Here is a 19578-nt window from a genome sequence, read left to right as displayed (position 1 = left end):
ACCTTGAAAGACCTAGCGTATTTCCGGTTTTAACAGATGTTGAGACATTTAAAATAACTTAAGCATAAAAGAAGAAAGATGGATTTTAAAAGGTTCCTTATTTTTACCGAATGATACGGATATCCATATTAGGAGCGGGACCGGTTGCCCGTTTTTTTTACCGCGAATTAGAACAACTTCCTAAGGTAGAAATTATACAATGTTATAACCGAAAAGGAAGACAACTACACGAAGCACAAAACCAAAATACCATTATATCCAATACTAATCAATTGAAAGAAGCAGACCTGTATCTCATTGCCGTAGCAGATCGGGCAATTGAAGAGGTTGCTGGTCAAATTCCTTTTAAAGAAGTAGGTACGGTACATACCTCAGGTGCGACGGATATAGATATATTAAAAGAACAACCTAATCGGGGTGTTTGGTACCCGTTGCAAACTTTTTCTTCGGAAGCAACTGTAGAGGCAAGCGAAATTCCCTTTTGTTTAGAAGCTTCAAATACTTCATTATTTCAACTTTTAAAAAAACTTAGTTTACAAATTTCACCAAGGGTTTATCATTTGTCTTCCGCACAGCGAAAACAGCTTCATATTGCTGCAGTATTTAGTAACAATTTTGTAAATCACCTGATGACTATCAGCCATGATATTTGTGAAGAACATCAGGTACCGTATGAATTACTGATTCCGCTAATTAAAAAAACCATGCAGAATGGGTTGAAGACTTTGTCCGGCACTTCACAAACCGGTCCTGCTATCAGAAAAGACAATAAAACTATAGAAAATCATTTGAAGCTATTACCTTCGCACCAGCAATTGATTTATAGAATACTTACGGAAGCCATTCAGAATTATTATGGAGAAAAGTTATAAAGAATATTTAAAGCATATTACCACCTTTATCTTTGATGTAGATGGTGTGTTAACTGATGGAAGGGTTACTATTGACAGTCATGGCGAATTATTACGCACCATGAATGTTAAAGATGGTTATGCTATGAAAACTGCTCTTTTACAGGGATATAACCTGTGTATTATTTCCGGCGGAACTAATGAAGGAGTTCGGAACCGCCTTGCTGCTTTGGGTATTACGGACATTTTTTTAGGAGCCCACCATAAAATACATCAGTTTAAGGAATATGTGGAAAAGTATACTATTCAGCCGGAAAACGTATTGTACATGGGTGATGATATTCCGGACATTCCGGTCATGAAAAAAGTAGGTTTGCCTACCTGTCCGCAGGACGCTGTGGCAGAAGTACGAGAAGTATCTAATTATATTTCTTTTAAAAATGGCGGAGACGGGGCAGTTCGCGATGTCATTGAACAGGTTTTAAAAGTTCAGGGAAAGTGGATGCGGGACTTTGATGCAAAAAAAGCCTAAAATAGGTTTATAACACAAACCAGATTACCAATGAATAGATTAGTTTTTGCCACACATAATGACAATAAAGTAAAAGAAGTAAAAGCCATACTTCCTCCGGAAATTGATTTGGTAAGCCTGACTGATATCGAATGTCATGAAGATATCCCGGAAACTGCTTCAACTTTAGAAGGGAACGCTTTACTAAAAGCTACTTTTGTTAAAGAAAAATACAATCTGGACTGTTTTGCGGATGATACCGGACTTGAAATCGAAGCTTTGGATAACGAACCCGGGGTTTATTCGGCTCGATATGCCGGACCCGAACGTAACGCTCACTTAAATATGGATTTAGTTCTTCATAAATTGCAGAGTCATCCTAATCGAAAGGCACGGTTTGTCACCAGTATTGTTTTATTACATCAAGGAAAACAATATACCTTTACGGGGATTTGTAATGGAAAAATCACCCAAAAGAAAAGTGGTACCCAGGGATTTGGTTACGATCCTATTTTTCAGCCTGAAGGCTACGATAAAACTTTCGCTGAACTGAGCATAGAGGAAAAAAATAAAATAAGTCACAGGGGTAAAGCCTTTACACAATTGATTGAATTTATAAAAAACACCATTTCATAATTCATTCTGCCCCTGGAAAAGCCAGCATCTCCCCCATTCCCACGGTAAACAACCAGTTTCCGTAGATAGCATGTTCAATACTTACCAACAAGGTAGATCTGGTCGTAAAATAGGTATAGGCAAATAAAATTCCTCCGATAAAAGTCAATACGAGCACCAGTACATTCTTAAAGAAGATATGCGCTAATGAAAAAAGCAATCCGTTGACTAGGATAAGTACCCATTTATTTTTAAAAATAACTTCAAAACGTTTAAAGAAATAAGTGCGGTAGATCACTTCTTGTGGCCAAACGGATAGAAAGGTATACACCGCCAAAATAACCAACCATAAGCCCGGTTTTTTTAAAGGAACTGAAAAAAGTTTATCCGGTGCCTCTATATATACGTATACGGTAGTGATTATTATTAATAGAAGTAGTTGTATACCTAATCGCTTCCAAAATGGAGCGTTTTGATTTAAAACCGTTTTATCAAAATGTATGGCACCTGCTCTTTTTAATCGTATAATGATATATAATAATCCAATGATGACAAGTACCATTTTTATATAAATAGGATAAGACCATAGAAAGCTTACCGGAAGTAAAATAAATAAGCCAATAAGTTCCAAATAGGCTGGTAAAGAGTTATTCATAAAGCTAGTAAAGACAGGTTGGATAAAGCTGGAATGTACTAAAATTTAGAACATTTTATTAGCTATATCTCTAGTAATTATAACTACCACAAACTAAAAAAGTTCCTTGGGGTATGGAACTTTTTTGTTTGGGGCGAAATGTTAATTGTAAAACAATTTCAATTATCAATTTATTTTGGGGCTTTCAATAATTGTTGCAATAGTTTAGTAGGTCAAATAATGTTTTTGCTTTGTTCTACGGTGTAAATATAAATCATTATTTTTATTAACACGATAAAAAGCAATAAATATCGATAAAATACACTTAATTTTAACATTTGAACACATTTACAAGCTTTTATTCTAATTTTCTGTCAGAACCTTTTAATTGCATAAAATTAGATAATGTTGTAACATTACTACTTTACAAATCAAAAATATGAATCAGGAATCCGCTGCAAATAATTCTAATCAAGAAGAACTAATTATTAAGAATAAAGAACTTTCTATTTGGGAAGCACTACTTCCTATTTTGGCCTTGGTAGGTATGTTATTCTATAACGTAGGCTTTGCCTTTGGTGACGATGCGTTAAGTGGTAGTAACCAATTTATCCTAATTTTTGGTGCCGCTATTGCCGCTATTGTTGGTTTTTATAATAAAGTGTCCTACAAACAGATGATGGAAGAAGTTGCCAATAATATCAAATCAACTACTGGGGCACTACTTATTTTATTAATGGTAGGTTCTCTTGCTGGAACCTGGCTCATCAGTGGTATTATTCCAACCATGATTTACTACGGATTACAAATTTTAAATCCTACTATCTTTCTGGCTGCCTGTGTAATCATTTGTGCTATAATTTCTATTGCTACCGGAAGCTCCTGGACTACTTCGGCAACGGTGGGTATTGCTTTAATTGGCATTGGGGATACCTTGGGAATATCTTTGGGAATGACGGCCGGAGCGGTGATTTCCGGGGCATACTTTGGAGATAAGATGTCCCCGTTGTCGGATACCACTAACTTGGCTCCGGCAATGGCAGGGGGAGAATTATTTTCACATATCAAGTATATGACCTTAACTACAGTACCAACCGTAGTTATTACTTTGATCATTTTTATCATACTCGGTTTTTTTCAAAACACTTCGGGCGTGCCTCAAATTGAAAGCCAATTAGAAGCAATTGATGGAGCCTTTACCATTTCACCCTGGTTGTTTATAGTTCCGGTTTTAGTTATCTTTTTAATTGTAAAAAAAACACCTCCGCTCATCGCTCTGCTTGCCGGTACATTATTAGGTGCTATTGCTGCTATTATTGCACAACCTAATATCGTTCTTGCTATTGCCGGAGCAGATACCTTAACTTTTAATTCGGCATATATTGGGGTAATGAAAGCTATTACGGTGGATACCGCAGTGGAAACCAGTAGTGCGGAATTAAATGATTTATTTACCGCTGGAGGTATGGCGGGTATGCTAGGAACCATCTGGTTAATCGTATGTGCAATGATCTTTGGTGGAGTTATGGATGCTATCGGCGCTTTAGCCCGAATTAGTGAAACACTTCTCCATTTATTTGATACGGTGTTCGGGTTATTTGCCAGTACCGTATTTACCTGTCTTGCCTTAAATATTACGGCTTCTGATCAGTATCTGGCGCTGGTCGTTCCAGGCAGAATGTACGCTAAAGCCTATCGCGATAAAGGCCTCGCCCCTGAAAATTTAAGCAGAACCCTGGAAGATTCCGGAACTGTTACCTCCGTATTAATTCCCTGGAATACTTGTGGCGCCTATCAAAGTGGCGTACTGGGAGTACCCGTGGTAGATTATGGATTTTATGCGTTCTTTAATTGGATAAGTCCTTTTATGACCTTATTATTTGCAGCGTTTCATATTAAAATCAAACAATTAACAGTTAAACCAGTGGTTAACTAGATGACAGGTATAGGTTTTTTGTCATTGTTGATTGCTACAAACTTAAATTTTCCGGTAACGGCAATTTCACGTTCATAACTGTACATATCCTCTTTAAAAATGGTAACCTGTACGGTACAGCTGGTATTTCCTACTTCCACAACTTCTGCTACTAATTCTACAATAGTACCTTCCGGTATGGATTTTTCAAAAGCAATATTACCAGTAGATATGGTAACGACTTTTTTTCTACTAAAACGGGTGGCACAGATAAAAGATACTTCATCCATCCACTGCAAGGCAGTTCCTCCAAACAAAGTTTCATAATGATTTGTCGTACTGGGAAATACAGCTTTAAATACCCGGGTTACAGAGTTGGCTTTAAGCTCTTCGATAGAAGAATTTATCATACAATAAGTATTAGTTATAAATATGTAGGTAAAGGTAAGAGAATCCTAATATCTTTGCCGCCAAAATATAGCTAATGGATTTTATTGAGAATTTACAGTGGAGATATGCAACTAAAAATTTTGATCCAAAAAAAGTGGTCTCCAAAGAAAAAATTGATATTCTTATCCAATCTTTTAATCTTACTGCAACTTCTTACGGTTTACAACCGCTACAATTAATTATTGTTCAAAATAAAGAGAAGAAAGAAGCGCTTTTACCTGCTTCTTACGGACAAAAACAGGTGGTAGATGCATCTCATATCTTAGTAATCTGTATAGAACGTACCATTGACAGTGCATATATTGAACGGCATTTTAAACTCGTAAAATCTATTCGAAACACTTCTGATGATATTTTAAATCCTTTTAAACAACAATTACTTACTTCTTTTGCTTCTAAACCTAAAGAGGAAATACAAAACTGGGCAAAAAATCAGGCGTATTTAGCTTTAGGTAACTTGTTAGCAGCTTGTGCTGTAGAACAAATTGATTCCTGCCCAATGGAAGGCTTTATACCAGAAAGGTATGATGAAATCTTAGGTTTAGAAAAACTAGATCTACAATCCGTACTGGCTCTTCCCATAGGATACCGGGCACATGATGATATGTTTGCTGAATTTAAAAAGGTAAGACGTTCGGTTGAAGATACGGTGGTTTGGATGTAAGTTTAGGTACCGGTTATTAGTTACTAGGCAAAAGGCACTAGGCAGAAGTTTTTTTAGTTACTAAGTTATTGTGCTATTTTATGAACCATCAAAACTTTATCCTAGTTCAATATTAATTATAGAATCTGTAGTTCTTTTATGGGAAAAAGGAGTTAATTTGAGTGTTTATCGCGATGAAATGAAGAAATAATTTATAGAACCCTTCATTTTAAATCAGGATTACACAACTTTTTTGACAAAAACCCTTAACATCTTAAGTCTGGTCGAAGGACTTGATAGCTCTACCAAATGCAGATGAAATACACTTCTTCTATTGGTCGAAGCACTCGAACAGATGGATTTTGTAATATATATAACTCAAATGAATTACAAGTTTATAGAATTAGATCCTATTTATTATCTAGTTGTAGCACATTTACGCGCAACCATTCTGGAAATTTAGAATCTTGTAATATATAATCAAACTTAGACAAATGAAAAAAATAGGATTAATCATAATGCTAGTAATAATTGCTTGGGGCTGTAGTTCGGATGATAAACAAGAACCTGAATCAAAGGAAGTTATTTTTGGAGAAATATATGGTCAATGCGGTGGTGACTGTCGGAAATTATATTTATTAACAGAACAAGGAATATTTACGGACTCAAACAATGACAGGGAATTTGGTAATTGGGAGAATACTACTTTTGAAAACCAACCTTTATCGATAGAAAAATTTGAATTAGCAAAGCAACTTCTACAAATATCAAATAATTTATTAGTATCGAACGATGATATCACAGAACAAATATTAGCAGATTTTGACTATTTCGTCCATTTAAAATCAGATGGAATTTCCAAAACTTTTATTTTTGATGAAATCAAAGAAACTACTAATTCTAATATTAAGCAATACTTTGAGAGTGTAATTGAAATTAACAATCAATTAAGTAATTGACAAAAACGTGCTACGGCAAAGTGTAAAGGAAATAACAGCGTAAATTCCTAGTTGGAATTTCAAGCCTTTTTGTTAACTTAGATGAGTAAGTAGAATGTTGTTTCGCACACTTTCCTTTTACCGACACTTATATAACTACTATAATTAGGTTTTTACATTCTTGTACCTGTTAATTACCGTATCATCCCAGACCTGTGCTTCTATGTATTTATCATATTTATTACTTTCTTCAACGATAAGTTGATCATCTGACGGTAATCCGTATTCTCTAATTAATTTTTCAAGTTCTTCAATTCTAAAAATTTGACCGTTACACTCTTTCCTATAAGTTTTAAGTTTGGGTTCATCATAAAATTGAAAGGAAACCATACTGTCCGGAAAGGTAAAGCTAATTTGATCGGATGTAAATTCGTTTAACGGAATTTTTACAACACCAGGGTTTACATACCAGGATTTTGCCCAACTACAAGGGCCTAGCGTAAAGTAAAACGGGTCTTTTCTATGAGGCTTCCCCCCTTTCTCAATAAATAATTCCTTAATTCTTTTTTCTAAAGCAAATCGTAATTCTATATAATTATCAGGACGTTTGCTGTTCCAACCTTTGGAAATTTGGTTTTGAATATTCTTCGCCTTATCAAGTCCTAATTCTGTAATATTGCGAAAAGGTCCATTTTCTGTTTCGTAATAATGATATAAAAATTTAGGTGAGTTCATATACATAACAAATAGGCTAAAAGTGATCTAAATTTTGACTACCAGGTTAATTTGTAATTAGAAATGTATGAGGTCTACTAATACTTTACATATTCTACAATCTCTAAATCATATCCAAGCATTCCAACTCTTTTTTGTTGAATGGAATTGGAAATTAATTTTAATTTATGGATATCTAAATCATGTAAAATCTGTGCACCAATACCAAAATCTTTAACGTCCATCTCCATTTTCGGAGCTTTTGCTACGGTTGTTCCATCTTGTAAATCTTTCAACACTTTTAACCGATTCAGTACATTAAACGACTGGTTTTCCTGATTGATAAATACAATGGCTCCTTTTCCTTCTTCATTAATTCGTTTGAACATAGCTTGCAGACGTTCATCTCCATTAGTGGTTAAGGTACCGACAATATCATTATTAAATAAAGTAGAATTAATCCGGGTAAGGATGGGTTCATCTTTTGTCCAACTACCTTTGGTAAGGGCTATATGCACCTGATTATTTGTGGTTTGTAAATATGCTCGTAATCTAAAGTTCCCGAAACGGCTTACAATTTCGAAATCTTCTTTTTTTTCTATTAAGGAATCATGTCGCATTCGATATGCCACTAAATCTTCAATAGAAACAATTTTAAGGTCAAAACGGTTCGCAACTTCTATGAGTTGAGGCAAACGAGCCATTGTTCCATTCTCATTCATAATTTCGACGATCACCCCAGCCGGTTGTAAACCTGCCAATCGGGCAAAATCAATAGCGGCTTCAGTATGACCGGTACGCCTTAAAACACCCCCTTCTTTTGCTTTTAAAGGAAAAATATGTCCGGGACGGGATAGTTCGTGAGGTTTGGTTTGCTTGTCGATCAAGGCTTTTACCGTTAGCGCCCGGTCAGAAGCTGATATCCCTGTGGTAACCCCCTTCCCTTTTAAGTCTACTGAGATGGTAAAAGCAGTTTCCATGACATCTGTATTGTTCGCCACCATCATTTGAAGTTTTAATTCTTCACAACGCTGTTCAGTTAGAGGCGTACAAATCAATCCACGTCCGTGGGTTGCCATAAAGTTGATCATATCAGGGGTAACTTTTTCAGCGGCTGCTACAAAATCCCCTTCATTTTCTCGATTTTCGTCATCAACTACAATAATTACTTTACCCTTGCGAATATCTTCAATTGCTTCTTCAATTGTATGCAGTTCTATTTTAATTTTTTCCCGGATATTCGACATAAGCGCGTAATAGTGTTTTCGGTGGTAAAGGTACTTACTTTAGCTAAAATTTAAAAAAACGCACCCCTATTTAAACGTAATTCTAATAAGAAAAAATTACTTTTTTTCTTTACCGGTTTCCTTTTTAATTAAATTGATGATAGGGCGAATTAAGTAATCCAGACTAAACATACCTTGATCCGTGGTGGCTCGATAGGTAAGGAATATACTTAATGGAAATATAATAAAAGTAGAAAGCCACGAACCCAAAAAAGGTGGAATCCCTCCTTCTTCAGCACCATTTTTAGCAAATATTCCTATAAAATGAAAACTAAGAAAAAGTAAAACCCCAATCACAATCGGTAACCCCATTCCTCCTTTCCGAATAATAGCTCCTAAAGGTGCTCCTACAAAAAATAACAAAATACAGGAAACACCTAAAACAAATTTATCATGTAGCGACATTTCGTATTTATTTAATGCCCTTTTTCTACGACTCACCGTGTTTTCTGTATTTTGAAGCTTTCGAATAATACTTTCTACCATGGTACCAGCTTGTGTATATACCTGAATTTTTTCTTGATGACTAAAGTCATTAAATATATTATGTACAGTATCACTAACGCTCTTTTCTACCGAATCTATCTTCATATTTCGGTTTAAATTTATAATCCCGTTTCTACGGTCTATATCATCAATCAGGTATTCAACTTCATTGTTTACAAAATTAGAAATAGTATCAATTTCACTTTGTAACCCAACCACATTTAACATATTGTAACCTTTACTATATTGCTGTTGATCAACATCCACGTTACTCAATTCGGATAGATCAATATTTAAAACATATTTTTTAAAATAGGTTTTAACAAACGGAACTTTTTCCCTTTTTTTCAGGGTATTTTGTTGCACCTCTTCGTAGTAATTACCGTCATTAAGTACCAAGGTAATTAAGTCAGAATCTTTATTTCCGATCAACTCTCCATCATCTGCTTTTATCACTTTTGAATTACCAGGTAGTACCGCCTTTTGATGTATAATCACATCGGTTAAAAATTGATCGTTGTCCCCGTGTTTATCGGCGACTTTAATATTGATATCGCCCAAATCATTAAACTGATTAGGGGTAATGACCATAGCGGGTTTTACCTTAACCAGGTTTTTACGAAGGTTTACAAACCTCCTTTCTGATGCCGGAATCACCGTGTTTGAGAATAGAAAGGCAAAAATAGCCAGTAAAACAATGACACCGGATAAGTATTTCATAGCTCGCTGTAAACTAATACCTGAAGATTTCATAGCAGCAAACTCATAGTTTTCGGCAAAATTACCAAAGGTCATAATGGAGGTAAGCAATATGGTCAGGGGCAAAACCATGGGCATCAACCTGGGAGTAGCATAAATAAGAAATTTAAAGATCACGGATGCATCCAGGTCCTTTCCTGCTAATTCTGATATAAACAACCATATGGTCTGTAATAACAGAATAAACATGATGATAAAAAAAAGAGGAAAAAACGTCCTTAAAAAGGACGTTAATATATATTTATCTAAAATTTTCAAAAATAGCTATCTAAATTAATCCAGTCGGTTAATATAATAATTATCATATTTAGTTTCATCAAAAACAAATAAAGTATTGGATAAAGGTTGATCGGTTTTAAAACTGTTCACCGTCATTGTAATATCCGTACCGTTTTTTTGCTTCATAATCATCTTATAAATATGCTTTGTTTGCTTATCAATACCCAGTAGAATCTGTTTTAATTCACTATTAGTATCCATAGGTGTCAGCTTTACGTACTGAATCTTTCTTCCGTTTACGTTTTGTTCAATATCCATTTGATAAGAATATCCTTCTTCAAAAAAGGATAGCATATTAGAAGGGGTCACACTACCCTCTTCTTCAGGATTCACGGATGAAATGTTAATTTCTTCATCTTCAGAACTAATTACATGCAGTTTACTACCATCATACATTTGTTCCATACCCATCAAACTGAGCCAGTACTTTTCTCCATATAAAGTAACGTCACCACGAGTTTCCTGTTTGACATTTTCTTTAGGATTATTCAGGGTATATTTAAAATCAATAACAATGTTATGGTATGACTTTACTTTGGTCGAAACTTCATTCAATAATTGCTTTGCATCTTGCGCCTGAGCCTGAAAAAAGCTTAGAATTCCAATTAAAAATGATATTGTACTAATCTTATACATAGTTTATAATTACAGTTCACTATCTAATAATTGTTGTAATGAATTTAAATCCTGAACCAGTACTTGTCTCGCTTTACTACCTTCAAAAGGCCCAACTACTCCTGCAGCTTCCAGTTGATCAATCAACCTACCTGCCCGGTTGTAGCCTAGTTTTAGTTTTCTTTGTAATAAAGACGCTGATCCTTGCTGTGCTGTGACAATTACTTCGGCTGCCTCATTAAACAATTTATCTCTCTCTGACTTATCTATATCAAGACTTGTGCCACTATCTTCTCCTACGTACTCCGGTAATTGATGTGCGTCCGGATAGGCTTTTTGACTGCCTATATATTCCGTAATCCTTTCTACCTCAGGAGTGTCTACAAAGGCACATTGCAACCGGATCAAATCGTTTCCCTGAGTATATAACATATCACCTCTACCTATCAGCTGATCGGCACCCCCGGTGTCTAAAATGGTTCTTGAATCAATTTTTGAAGTTACTCTAAAAGCGATCCTCGCTGGGAAATTAGCTTTAATCATACCGGTAATTACATTAACTGATGGGCGTTGCGTTGCAATAATTAAATGAATACCGATGGCTCGGGCTAACTGTGCTAACCGGGCAATGGGGGTTTCTACTTCTTTTCCGGCGGTCATGATTAGATCTGCGAACTCATCTACGACCAGTACGATATAAGGTAAAAATTGATGCCCGTTTTCAGGATTTAATTTACGAGCTTTAAATTTGGCATTATACTCCTTGATATTACGAACTAGGGCTTGTTTCAACAATTCGTAGCGAGCATCCATCTCGATACATAAAGAATTCAATGTATTAATTACTTTGTTATTATCTGTAATAATAGCTTCTTCCGTATCGGGAAGTTTGGCAAGGTAATGTCTTTCTATTTTATTAAATAGAGTAAGTTCTACTTTTTTAGGGTCTACCAGTACAAATTTGACCTCTGCTGGATGTTTTTTGTACAGTAACGAAGTCAAAATCGCGTTTAACCCCACCGACTTCCCCTGTCCGGTAGCTCCAGCCATTAATAAATGTGGCATTTTAGCCAAATCAACTACAAAAGTTTCATTAGAAATGGTTTTTCCTAAAGAAAGGGGTAATTCCATTTCTGCCCCCTGAAATTTTGGTGAACTGATCACCGAACGCATGGATACGATCGTAGATTTTTTGTTCGGTACTTCGATCCCAATAGTTCCTTTTCCGGGAATTGGGGCAATAATCCGGATTCCTAAGGCTGCAAGAGACAAAGCAATATCATCTTCAAGGTTTTTAATTTTTGAAATCCGGATACCAGCTTCAGGTACAATTTCATATAAAGTTACCGTGGGTCCTACCGTAGCCTTAATTTGGGCAATTTCAATTTTATAGTTTTTAAGGGTATCAACAATACGGTTTTTATTTTCTTCCAGTTCGCCCTGATCAATAGTAATACCTCTGTTTTGAACGGAATAATCTTTTAGCAACTCAATCGTTGGAAATTTAAAGTTGCTTAATTCTAGTTTAGGGTCAAACTCACCAAAGTTTTTAACCAAGTCATTGCTTGTATTTTCGACTACCTCTTCTTCCACCGTAGTTTCTACTTCCATTGCCAGATCTTCGGGATCATCCTCTGATTTTATTACTAATTTTTCAGGGATTTCTTCGGACCTGTTTGCCGGATTACCAAAAAATTCATTGATCGTTGATTTTGCTGAAGAAAGTGGATTTTTAGTTTTAGTAGAAATTGGTTCTTCTAAATTATTTTCTACAATTAATTCCGAAGATTTCTTACTACTATTCAATGTTTTTTCAGATTGCAACGTATCTTTTATCCAGGTTTCTTCTTCCTCTGTCTTTTTAAATTCGGAGGTTTTGGATTTGTTTCCGGCTCTTTTAAAATCTCTGGAAACTTCGGCAGATGTCTTTTTAAGGTTAGTAGCTAATTTTTCAGGAGTATAATCCAACCGAACTACCACGTATACGATAGCCAGAAAGGCCAGAAGTAGCACGGTACCAATAAAACCAATATAATCTTGTAGAAAATCATTAATTTCAAAACCGATAACCCCGGCAAATAAACCTCCCCCACTTTGAATAAATCCAAATACTACAGAAATCCAAAGCATGACTAATAGTCCCCAAAACCAAAAACCAGCCAGTTTTTTTCGGGTCAGGTCAAAAAATAAATAAATACCTGAAAGGGATATTAAAAAAGGAATTGTAATTGCCGAAATCCCAAATCCCCTGAAAATAAAAAAATGACTCACCTTTGCACCCGTAATACTTAACCAGTTTTTTGCCTTGGCAATCCTTTCCGGAAATCTTGAAATTTCGCTCTGATCATACTGCCAGTTAAAAAAGAAAGATACAAAAGCAAATAACAACGCAACTCCCGTAAAAAACAGAAAACTCCCCAAAACAACTTTCTGTTGACGGGAAAGTCCTCTTATTTTCTTCACGGGACGTTTAGCTTTTGTAGTCGTTTTTGGTTTAGTTGTCGTTTTTCTTTTAGCCATTTATAAATATCGTGTCGCAAAAGTACAAATATCTCTTTAAGTCTATTCGATTAAACTTTTTATAATTCTATATAGCCTAACGTAAGGATTGTTGTTTTTATATACGGAACACTAGATATTCCTGTAACTATAGCCAAATAAATATAAATTCATAAAAGAATTATTATGAATGTCCAGAAAAAATTTAAGACCCGCCTGCAAACGGGCAGGTCGCCATCGCTTCTAGAACCAAGAATTAAAACTAATAAAATTCAAAAAAGTTAAAAAGTAATTTCCAAATACTTTAAAGTTTGGGGTCAGCTTGTTTTACAGATTTTAAGGCTTTAGTTTACCATAGCTTTAGTGTATTAAAATCAACCCAATTATTTTATTTAGAGCTATCTATCCTATCCTAAATCCTTTCCAAAGGAAAGGACTTTTAGTTACCTCCCTTTGGAAAGTGCTTGGGATAGGGTAATTAGTTTTATTATGCTACTAGCGTAAGAAAATAAGGTATATAGATCCATAATCCTATAATGGTCGCAGTTAAAGCTGCGATACATACTGCTCCGGCAGCAACATCTTTAATAACACCTATTTTATGATGAAAATCAGGGTGTATAAAATCGGCAATACCTTCTACGGCAGTATTAACCCCTTCAAGACTCATCACTAGGCCTATAGCAAAAATTTGAAATAACCATTCGTATCGAGAAATATTAAAATAAAGACCGAGAAAGGTAACTACAATACTGACCACAAATTGAACCTGAATACTGGGTTCTGTCTTAAGTAATAGAATGGCCCCCTTAGCTGCATACCCTGCCCCTTTTAACCTGCCTTTAATAAATTGAATAATTTGCATACTGCCCGGTTTTGCGATGGAAAGCTAAGAAATAATATAAGAACAAAAGAACGGCAAGACGCAAAATGTTAGTAATTAAATCCTGGTATACATCTTTACTACTGATTTGATTCAAAGAAAATTGTTGGTTTATTTATCTACAAACCAGTGAGACTTAGTTCAAAAGTACTTTATATCGGTAATTAAGTGTTTTATACTTCCTTGAATACGCCGCTTTTTCTCTAAAATGAAAAAGGGCTATTTTTAAACAGCCCCCTTTTCCTTCTTTTTCATTAAATTATAATAAGAATTACGTATCTATAGATCCCATTACTCTTTTCATAAAAATATTTAAAGCTTCCTTTTTTGGAGTTCCGTCTTTAGTCATTTTTATTACTTCTAAGGCTCCGTACATATTAGAAATCAATTCACCTATCACATCCAGTTCTTCATCTTTTAATGATGAAAGTTCCGTTAAATCTTCCAGCGTTTCAATAGTTTCCGTTAGATAATCTTCATCATTTATTTCTGCAAATGAAGTCAGGTGTTTAATTATGGGTAATCTCATCCACTAATTCTTTTAAAACATCAAATTTATTAGTCTGTACCTGATTTAAAAAGTCACCGTTCTTAAAAGTGGCAAAAGTAGGTAGATTGTCTACTTTAGCTAACTTTCTGGATTCCGGGTTCTTTTCAGCATCCACTACCAGAAAAGTAACTTTATCATGTTCACCGGCCAGTTTTTTAAACTTCGGTTTCATGATCTTGCAATTACCACACCATCCGGCAGAATACTGAACCACTACTTTCTCGTTCTCTTTAACAATCTCAGAAAGATTGTCCGTATCTAATTCCCGAATCATTATATTTTAGGTTTTTTTAATTAAACTTCTTTAAAAGTTCTTAGTTTGCAGCTAAGTACGTAGCAACTCCCTGTCGGTTTGCCGACATAGCTTCTTTACCTTCTTCCCAGTTTGCCGGACATACTTCACCGTTCTTTTGAACATGCGAATATGCATCAATTAACCTTAAGTATTCAGATACATTTCTACCTACCGGCATATGGTTTACTCCCTCGTGAAAAACAACTCCATCTTCATCAATTAAATAAGTAGCACGATAAGTTACGTTATCACCGTCTACGGTTAAAAAGCCGGTTTCTTCATCAAATTGTTCGTTTGTAATATCCAAAATTCCCAGGGCATTTGCCAGGTTACGATTAGAGTCCGCAAGAATTGGGTAGGTAACACCTTCAATACCCCCGTTATCTTTAGCTGTATTTAACCATGCAAAATGTACCTCCGGCGTATCACAAGAAGCACCGATTACTATGGTATTTCTCTTATCAAATTCAGCAGCTGCTTCCTGAAAAGCATGTAATTCCGTAGGACACACAAATGTAAAGTCCTTTGGGTACCAGAATAGTATAATTTTTTTTCCTTTACTTTTAGCTTCTTCCAACACATTTAATTTAAACGTATCCCCCATTTCGTCCATTGCATCTACGCTTAAGTTTGGAAAATTTTTACCAACTAATGTCATTTCGTATATATTTTTTAGAGTGTTAATTTCAAGTTGCAAATATATTCACATTATGATAAGTAAAACACATTCTAAATTTTAAAATTTTATATTTCCATAGGATTTATCAATGATTCTTAAGATTCTTACAAAAATCACACTTTACTTACAAGTAAAATAGATCAATTGCAAATATATACGATGATTTACTCAAATTATGATTTTATTTTGTATATTTGTGATGTCTTAAGTACTTACATATATTGATATATACTTTTAAATATTATTTTCTCCCACTTCTTTTTTGTGGTGCTTTTACATTGCAAGCCCAAACTTCTTTGGAAGCAGATAGTATACAAACCTATATTCAAAGAGCTGAAGTTTTACTAAAAGAGTATAAGTATGAAAGTGCTTTAGAAACCGCAGAAGCTGCTCTCCAAAATGCATTGTATCATAATGACAATTCTAATCTGGGATATATATCAAATATTCTGGCAAAAATCTATGAATTGAATGAAGAAGATACTAAAGCTATTACCGAATATAAAAGAGGGATTACCTATGCAAGTACAGTAAAAGATATTGGATTAAAGTCCGATTTATATAATAACCTTGCGAATCTGATTATAAAAAAACCCGAACATCGCGGAGAAGGGGTTAAATTTTATATTGATGCGTATCAACTTGCTGAACGTTTGGAAGATACGGCACGTATGGTCAAACCTTTACTTAATCTAGGAGATTACTATATTTCTAAGGATCTATACCTGGAATCTTACGAACACCTGAAGGTTGCAAAAGAACTTATTAATGAGCATTCTCCGATCCTGTATCAAACTAAGCTTAATATTCTTTTAGGAAAATATTTTTTAAGTATTAGAAGGTTTGAACGTTCCAATAAATATATTGATAAGGGTATATCTATGGCTTTAAGCCAAAGTAAAAACAAAGCGAATAGTACCGAACTATTATACACATACTATTGGGAATTAGCCTCTGCATACAAAGCGAAATCAGATTTATATAGTAAACAAAATGAATTTGAACAGGCATATAACTACTTACTGGAATATCAAAGTAATTTTACTCGTGCTTCCAAATTAAAGAAAGAGATTGAACTGCAACGCGCTACCATACAATTTGAGGTGGGTCAGTTTAAAAAGCAGATCAAACAGAATGAAGTTGAAAAAGACGAAAGAGCCGAAGAGGAAATTAAATGGCATATAAGCATTATTCTTGGTGTTGTCATTATCTTGATTTCTTTAGCTTTTCTAATTAATGCTTACAAGAACAATACACAAAAGAAAAAATTAAATAAGGACCTGATTGAGAAGAATGCTGAGCTTAAAGCAGCCAAAGAAACCGCTGAACAAGTATCTACCTTAAAATCGCAATTTATTTCGACCGTAAGTCATGAATTAAGGACGCCACTCTACGGAGTAATTGGATTAACCTCTTTATTAATGGAACATCCGGAAGAAAAAAAGCGTTACGAATACTTGGAGTCCTTAAAGTTCTCAGGAGATTATTTACTGGCGCTAATTAATGATGTTTTACAACTAAGTAAAATTGAAACCAACGAAGTTACTTTGGAAAAAGTTTCGTTTGACCTGCGAACCTTAATTGAAGGTATTAGCAATTCCCTACAATCCAAACAAAAACACAATAACAATAACCTTCATATACAGATTGACCCTGCTATTACTTCGATGTTATACGGTGATTCTATCAGACTATCGCAAATTTTAATTAACCTGGTAGGAAACTCTTTAAAATTTACAAAAAACGGAAATATCTGGATCAAAGTCGATCAATTGGCAAGTTCGGATCATGATTGCAAGCTACGGTTTGTGATAAAAGATGATGGAATTGGTATCCCTAAGGATAAACAAAAAAATATTTTTGAGAACTTTGCGCAGGTCAAAAACGGTACACAAGAATTTGAAGGCACCGGACTTGGATTAGCTATTGTTAAAAAACTCATTCATTTACATAACAGCGAGATTGAAATTGAAAGTGAAGAAGGTAAAGGTGCCGAATTCACGTTTACCATTGTATACGAATTAGCTAAGAAAAAAGGAAGTAGTGATACTTATGATGAAGATATTGTACAGGAAGAAGACCTAAGTATTGGAACTACCACTTTTAATATTTTAATCGTTGACGATAATAAAATCAATCAAATTGTAACTCAAAATATTTTAAAGAAAAAAGAATATACCTGTGACGTGGCAAGCAATGGATCAGATGCTATTGACCTGGTGCGAGTAAATGATTACGACCTGATTCTTATGGATATTAATATGCCGGAAATGAACGGGTTAGACGCGACTAAAGTTATTCGTACTTTTAATCCTTATATACCGATCATTGCTTTAACTGCGGTAGAAGAAGGTGAAGTCAGAGATCAAGCTTTATCCGTAGGAATGAATGATGTGATTATCAAACCTTATGATACGCAACAGTTTTTCCAAACCATTTTAAAGAATATCTCTCATTCTCAAGTGAAAAAAGTAAGATAAACCTATATAGCTTTTAGTAATAACTCTGCGGTTGCCGGATTAGTTGCTAAAGGTACATTGTATACATCGCATAATCGCATAAGCATAAAAATATCCGGTTCATGCGGATGCTTAGCCAAAGGATCTCTAAAAAAAATCACCATATCCACCTTATTTTCTGCTACGGCGGCGGCAATTTGTGCATCTCCCCCAAGTGGTCCGGATAATAAAGAGTTTACCTGAAAACCTGCCCGTTCTGCCTTTTCACCGGTAGTCCCGGTAGAAATCAAGTCAATTTTTTTTGATTGCAGTATTTCCTGATGTTCGTTTAGGAATTGTACCATTTCGGCTTTTTTACCGTCGTGGGCGATAATAGCAATTGTCATAATATAGTATAGTTATACAGATAAAATATCAGAAATTCGGAGTAGTTCCTTATTAATACCGTGTCCGGATTTTATACCTTCTTTTAAGCTGGTACCTACTACCTGGTTATTAATTAAGCCTACCATAATATCCCGCTCCCCATCTAATAGCATTTCAACAGCTTTTACACACAGTCGGCTTGCCAGTGTACGATCAAAACAAGTAGGAGAACCACCCCGTTGCATATGACCTAATACGGTTACCCGTACATCATAATCCGGTAGATTTTCAGTAACATAGTCAGCAAGTTCGTATACATTCTTACCGATTTTATCGCCTTCACATACTACTACGATACTTGAATTCTTTCCGGAACGCTTACTTCTTCGTAAAGATTCTAGCATCCGGTCTAACCCCAGATTTTCTTCCGGAATGAGAATTTCTTCGGCTCCTGCTCCTACTCCGGTATTTAAAGCAATAAAACCAGCATCCCGACCCATTACTTCAATAAAAAACAAGCGGTCATGAGAACTGGCGGTATCCCTGATTTTGTCAATCGCTTCGACTACCGTATTTAAAGCCGTATCATATCCAATGGTAAATTGCGTTCCAGCAATATCATTATCAATAGTTCCGGGTACGCCAATCACGGGTATATCATATTCATTACTAAAAATCTCTCCCCCTTTAAAAGTCCCGTCACCACCAATTAGAACCATGGCATCTACATTAAGGGCAACTAAATTATCAGCAGCTTTTTTCCGGCCTTCTTTAGTTCTGAAATCCTGTGAGCGTGCTGATTTTAAAATGGTACCCCCAGTACTGATAATATTTCGGACACTTCGTGCATTTAACTCGCAATAATCGTTCTCGATCATGCCCTGATAGCCCCGATAGAAACCGATACACTCCACATTATAATAAGAGCAAGCTCTGGCAACTGCCCGTATGGCCGCATTCATACCTGGTGCGTCTCCCCCTGAAGTCATTACTCCTATTTTTCTTATTCCTTTTGCCATATAGTTTTACTGCTGGTTAGTATTTTGTAAAGTTAATTGTTGTAAAGTTATTTAATAATAATTTTTAAACTAATTATTATCCCGTTGCCCTTTAAGATGGTTCTAATAAGGACTTATTCTTAATTTTAGTTG

At 35.1% G+C, this 19578-nt stretch carries 20 protein-coding genes; 7 read left to right on the top strand and 13 right to left on the bottom strand.

Annotated features, from left to right (window positions below; all coding sequences use genetic code 11):
• The first annotated feature begins 110 nt into the window (after positions 1-110).
• The 3 genes from NBT05_RS12295 to NBT05_RS12285 are packed head-to-tail and all read left to right on the top strand — an operon-like array spanning position 111 to position 1998.
• Positions 111-872, top strand: coding sequence for a Rossmann-like and DUF2520 domain-containing protein (locus tag NBT05_RS12295; protein WP_265770148.1), 762 nt, complete (start codon positions 111-113; stop codon positions 870-872).
• Entirely contained in the window at positions 856-1383 is a 528-nt protein-coding gene (locus NBT05_RS12290) for a KdsC family phosphatase (RefSeq protein WP_265770147.1), read from the top strand. Before NBT05_RS12295 ends, NBT05_RS12290 begins: the two co-directional genes overlap by 17 nt.
• A gap of 30 nt (positions 1384-1413) precedes the next feature.
• Complete coding sequence (locus NBT05_RS12285; protein WP_265770146.1) at positions 1414-1998, top strand: non-canonical purine NTP diphosphatase; 585 nt, start codon at positions 1414-1416, stop codon at positions 1996-1998.
• A gap of 1 nt (position 1999) precedes the next feature.
• Here the strand turns inward: NBT05_RS12285 and NBT05_RS12280 are convergent, their stop codons facing one another.
• The gene (locus tag NBT05_RS12280) at positions 2000-2632 is read right to left on the bottom strand and encodes a CPBP family intramembrane glutamic endopeptidase (RefSeq protein ID WP_265770145.1); all 633 of its coding nucleotides are present in this window, start codon (positions 2630-2632) and stop codon (positions 2000-2002) included.
• 418 nt (positions 2633-3050) lie between these two features.
• On the opposite strand from NBT05_RS12280, the gene nhaC reads away from it, so the two are divergent.
• Positions 3051-4547: a Na+/H+ antiporter NhaC gene (gene nhaC / locus NBT05_RS12275; protein ID WP_265770144.1), complete on the top strand. Its 1497-nt coding sequence runs from the start codon at positions 3051-3053 to the stop codon at positions 4545-4547.
• Here the strand turns inward: nhaC and NBT05_RS12270 are convergent.
• Positions 4544-4936 carry an acyl-CoA thioesterase gene (locus tag NBT05_RS12270; RefSeq protein ID WP_265770143.1) on the bottom strand — a complete coding sequence of 131 codons (393 nt, stop codon included), beginning with the start codon at positions 4934-4936 and terminating at the stop codon, positions 4544-4546. The two genes, nhaC and NBT05_RS12270, sit on opposite strands and share 4 nt — an antisense overlap.
• A gap of 74 nt (positions 4937-5010) precedes the next feature.
• Between NBT05_RS12270 and NBT05_RS12265 the strand changes: the two genes are divergently transcribed.
• Positions 5011-5640, top strand: a complete 630-nt coding sequence (locus NBT05_RS12265; protein ID WP_265770142.1) for an NAD(P)H-dependent oxidoreductase — start codon at positions 5011-5013, stop codon at positions 5638-5640.
• Positions 5641-6113: 473 nt separating this feature from the next.
• A complete protein-coding gene (locus NBT05_RS12260; RefSeq protein ID WP_265770141.1) occupies positions 6114-6578 on the top strand; it encodes a hypothetical protein in 465 nt (154 codons plus the stop codon).
• A gap of 144 nt (positions 6579-6722) precedes the next feature.
• Here NBT05_RS12260 and NBT05_RS12255 read toward each other — a convergent pair whose 3' ends face one another.
• The 9 genes from NBT05_RS12255 to NBT05_RS12215 form a co-directional block, all read right to left on the bottom strand.
• A complete protein-coding gene (locus NBT05_RS12255) occupies positions 6723-7292 on the bottom strand; it encodes a hypothetical protein (RefSeq protein WP_265770140.1) in 570 nt (189 codons plus the stop codon).
• 77 nt (positions 7293-7369) lie between these two features.
• Positions 7370-8518 (bottom strand): 3,4-dihydroxy-2-butanone-4-phosphate synthase, encoded by a 1149-nt coding sequence (gene ribB / locus NBT05_RS12250; RefSeq protein WP_265770139.1) that lies wholly within the window; start codon positions 8516-8518, stop codon positions 7370-7372.
• 96 nt (positions 8519-8614) lie between these two features.
• On the bottom strand, positions 8615-9991 hold the full coding sequence (locus NBT05_RS12245) for an LptF/LptG family permease (protein ID WP_265770138.1): 1377 nt from the start codon (positions 9989-9991) through the stop codon (positions 8615-8617).
• Between the two features lie 84 nt (positions 9992-10075).
• Complete coding sequence (locus tag NBT05_RS12240) at positions 10076-10717, bottom strand: LolA family protein (RefSeq protein WP_265770137.1); 642 nt, start codon at positions 10715-10717, stop codon at positions 10076-10078.
• A 9-nt stretch (positions 10718-10726) separates the two neighbouring features.
• Entirely contained in the window at positions 10727-13216 is a 2490-nt protein-coding gene (locus NBT05_RS12235) for a DNA translocase FtsK (protein WP_265770136.1), read from the bottom strand.
• Between the two features lie 466 nt (positions 13217-13682).
• Positions 13683-14060: a diacylglycerol kinase family protein gene (locus NBT05_RS12230; RefSeq protein WP_265770135.1), complete on the bottom strand. Its 378-nt coding sequence runs from the start codon at positions 14058-14060 to the stop codon at positions 13683-13685.
• A gap of 289 nt (positions 14061-14349) precedes the next feature.
• Positions 14350-14607, bottom strand: a complete 258-nt coding sequence (locus tag NBT05_RS12225; RefSeq protein WP_265770134.1) for a DUF6952 family protein — start codon at positions 14605-14607, stop codon at positions 14350-14352.
• Positions 14588-14902, bottom strand: a complete 315-nt coding sequence (locus tag NBT05_RS12220; protein ID WP_265770133.1) for a thioredoxin family protein — start codon at positions 14900-14902, stop codon at positions 14588-14590. Before NBT05_RS12220 ends, NBT05_RS12225 begins: the two co-directional genes overlap by 20 nt.
• 40 nt (positions 14903-14942) lie before the next feature.
• Positions 14943-15581: a peroxiredoxin gene (locus NBT05_RS12215; protein WP_265770132.1), complete on the bottom strand. Its 639-nt coding sequence runs from the start codon at positions 15579-15581 to the stop codon at positions 14943-14945.
• Positions 15582-15898: 317 nt separating this feature from the next.
• Here NBT05_RS12215 and NBT05_RS12210 point away from each other — a divergent pair, with 317 nt between their 5' ends.
• Positions 15899-18082: an ATP-binding protein gene (locus NBT05_RS12210; RefSeq protein ID WP_265770131.1), complete on the top strand. Its 2184-nt coding sequence runs from the start codon at positions 15899-15901 to the stop codon at positions 18080-18082.
• A 2-nt stretch (positions 18083-18084) separates the two neighbouring features.
• On the opposite strand, the gene NBT05_RS12205 is transcribed toward NBT05_RS12210, so the two are convergent.
• Both NBT05_RS12205 and pfkA read right to left on the bottom strand, forming a co-directional pair.
• Positions 18085-18447, bottom strand: coding sequence for a methylglyoxal synthase (locus NBT05_RS12205; RefSeq protein ID WP_265770130.1), 363 nt, complete (start codon positions 18445-18447; stop codon positions 18085-18087).
• A gap of 12 nt (positions 18448-18459) precedes the next feature.
• Positions 18460-19446, bottom strand: coding sequence for a 6-phosphofructokinase (gene pfkA, locus NBT05_RS12200; RefSeq protein ID WP_265770129.1), 987 nt, complete (start codon positions 19444-19446; stop codon positions 18460-18462).
• Between the last annotated feature and the right edge of the window lie 132 nt (positions 19447-19578).

The organism is Aquimarina sp. ERC-38, assembly GCF_026222555.1.
Classification (GTDB): Bacteria; Bacteroidota; Bacteroidia; order Flavobacteriales; family Flavobacteriaceae; genus Aquimarina.
The sequence above is the reverse complement of the archived record's forward strand: the minus strand, read 5'-3'. Positions and strand labels throughout refer to the sequence as shown.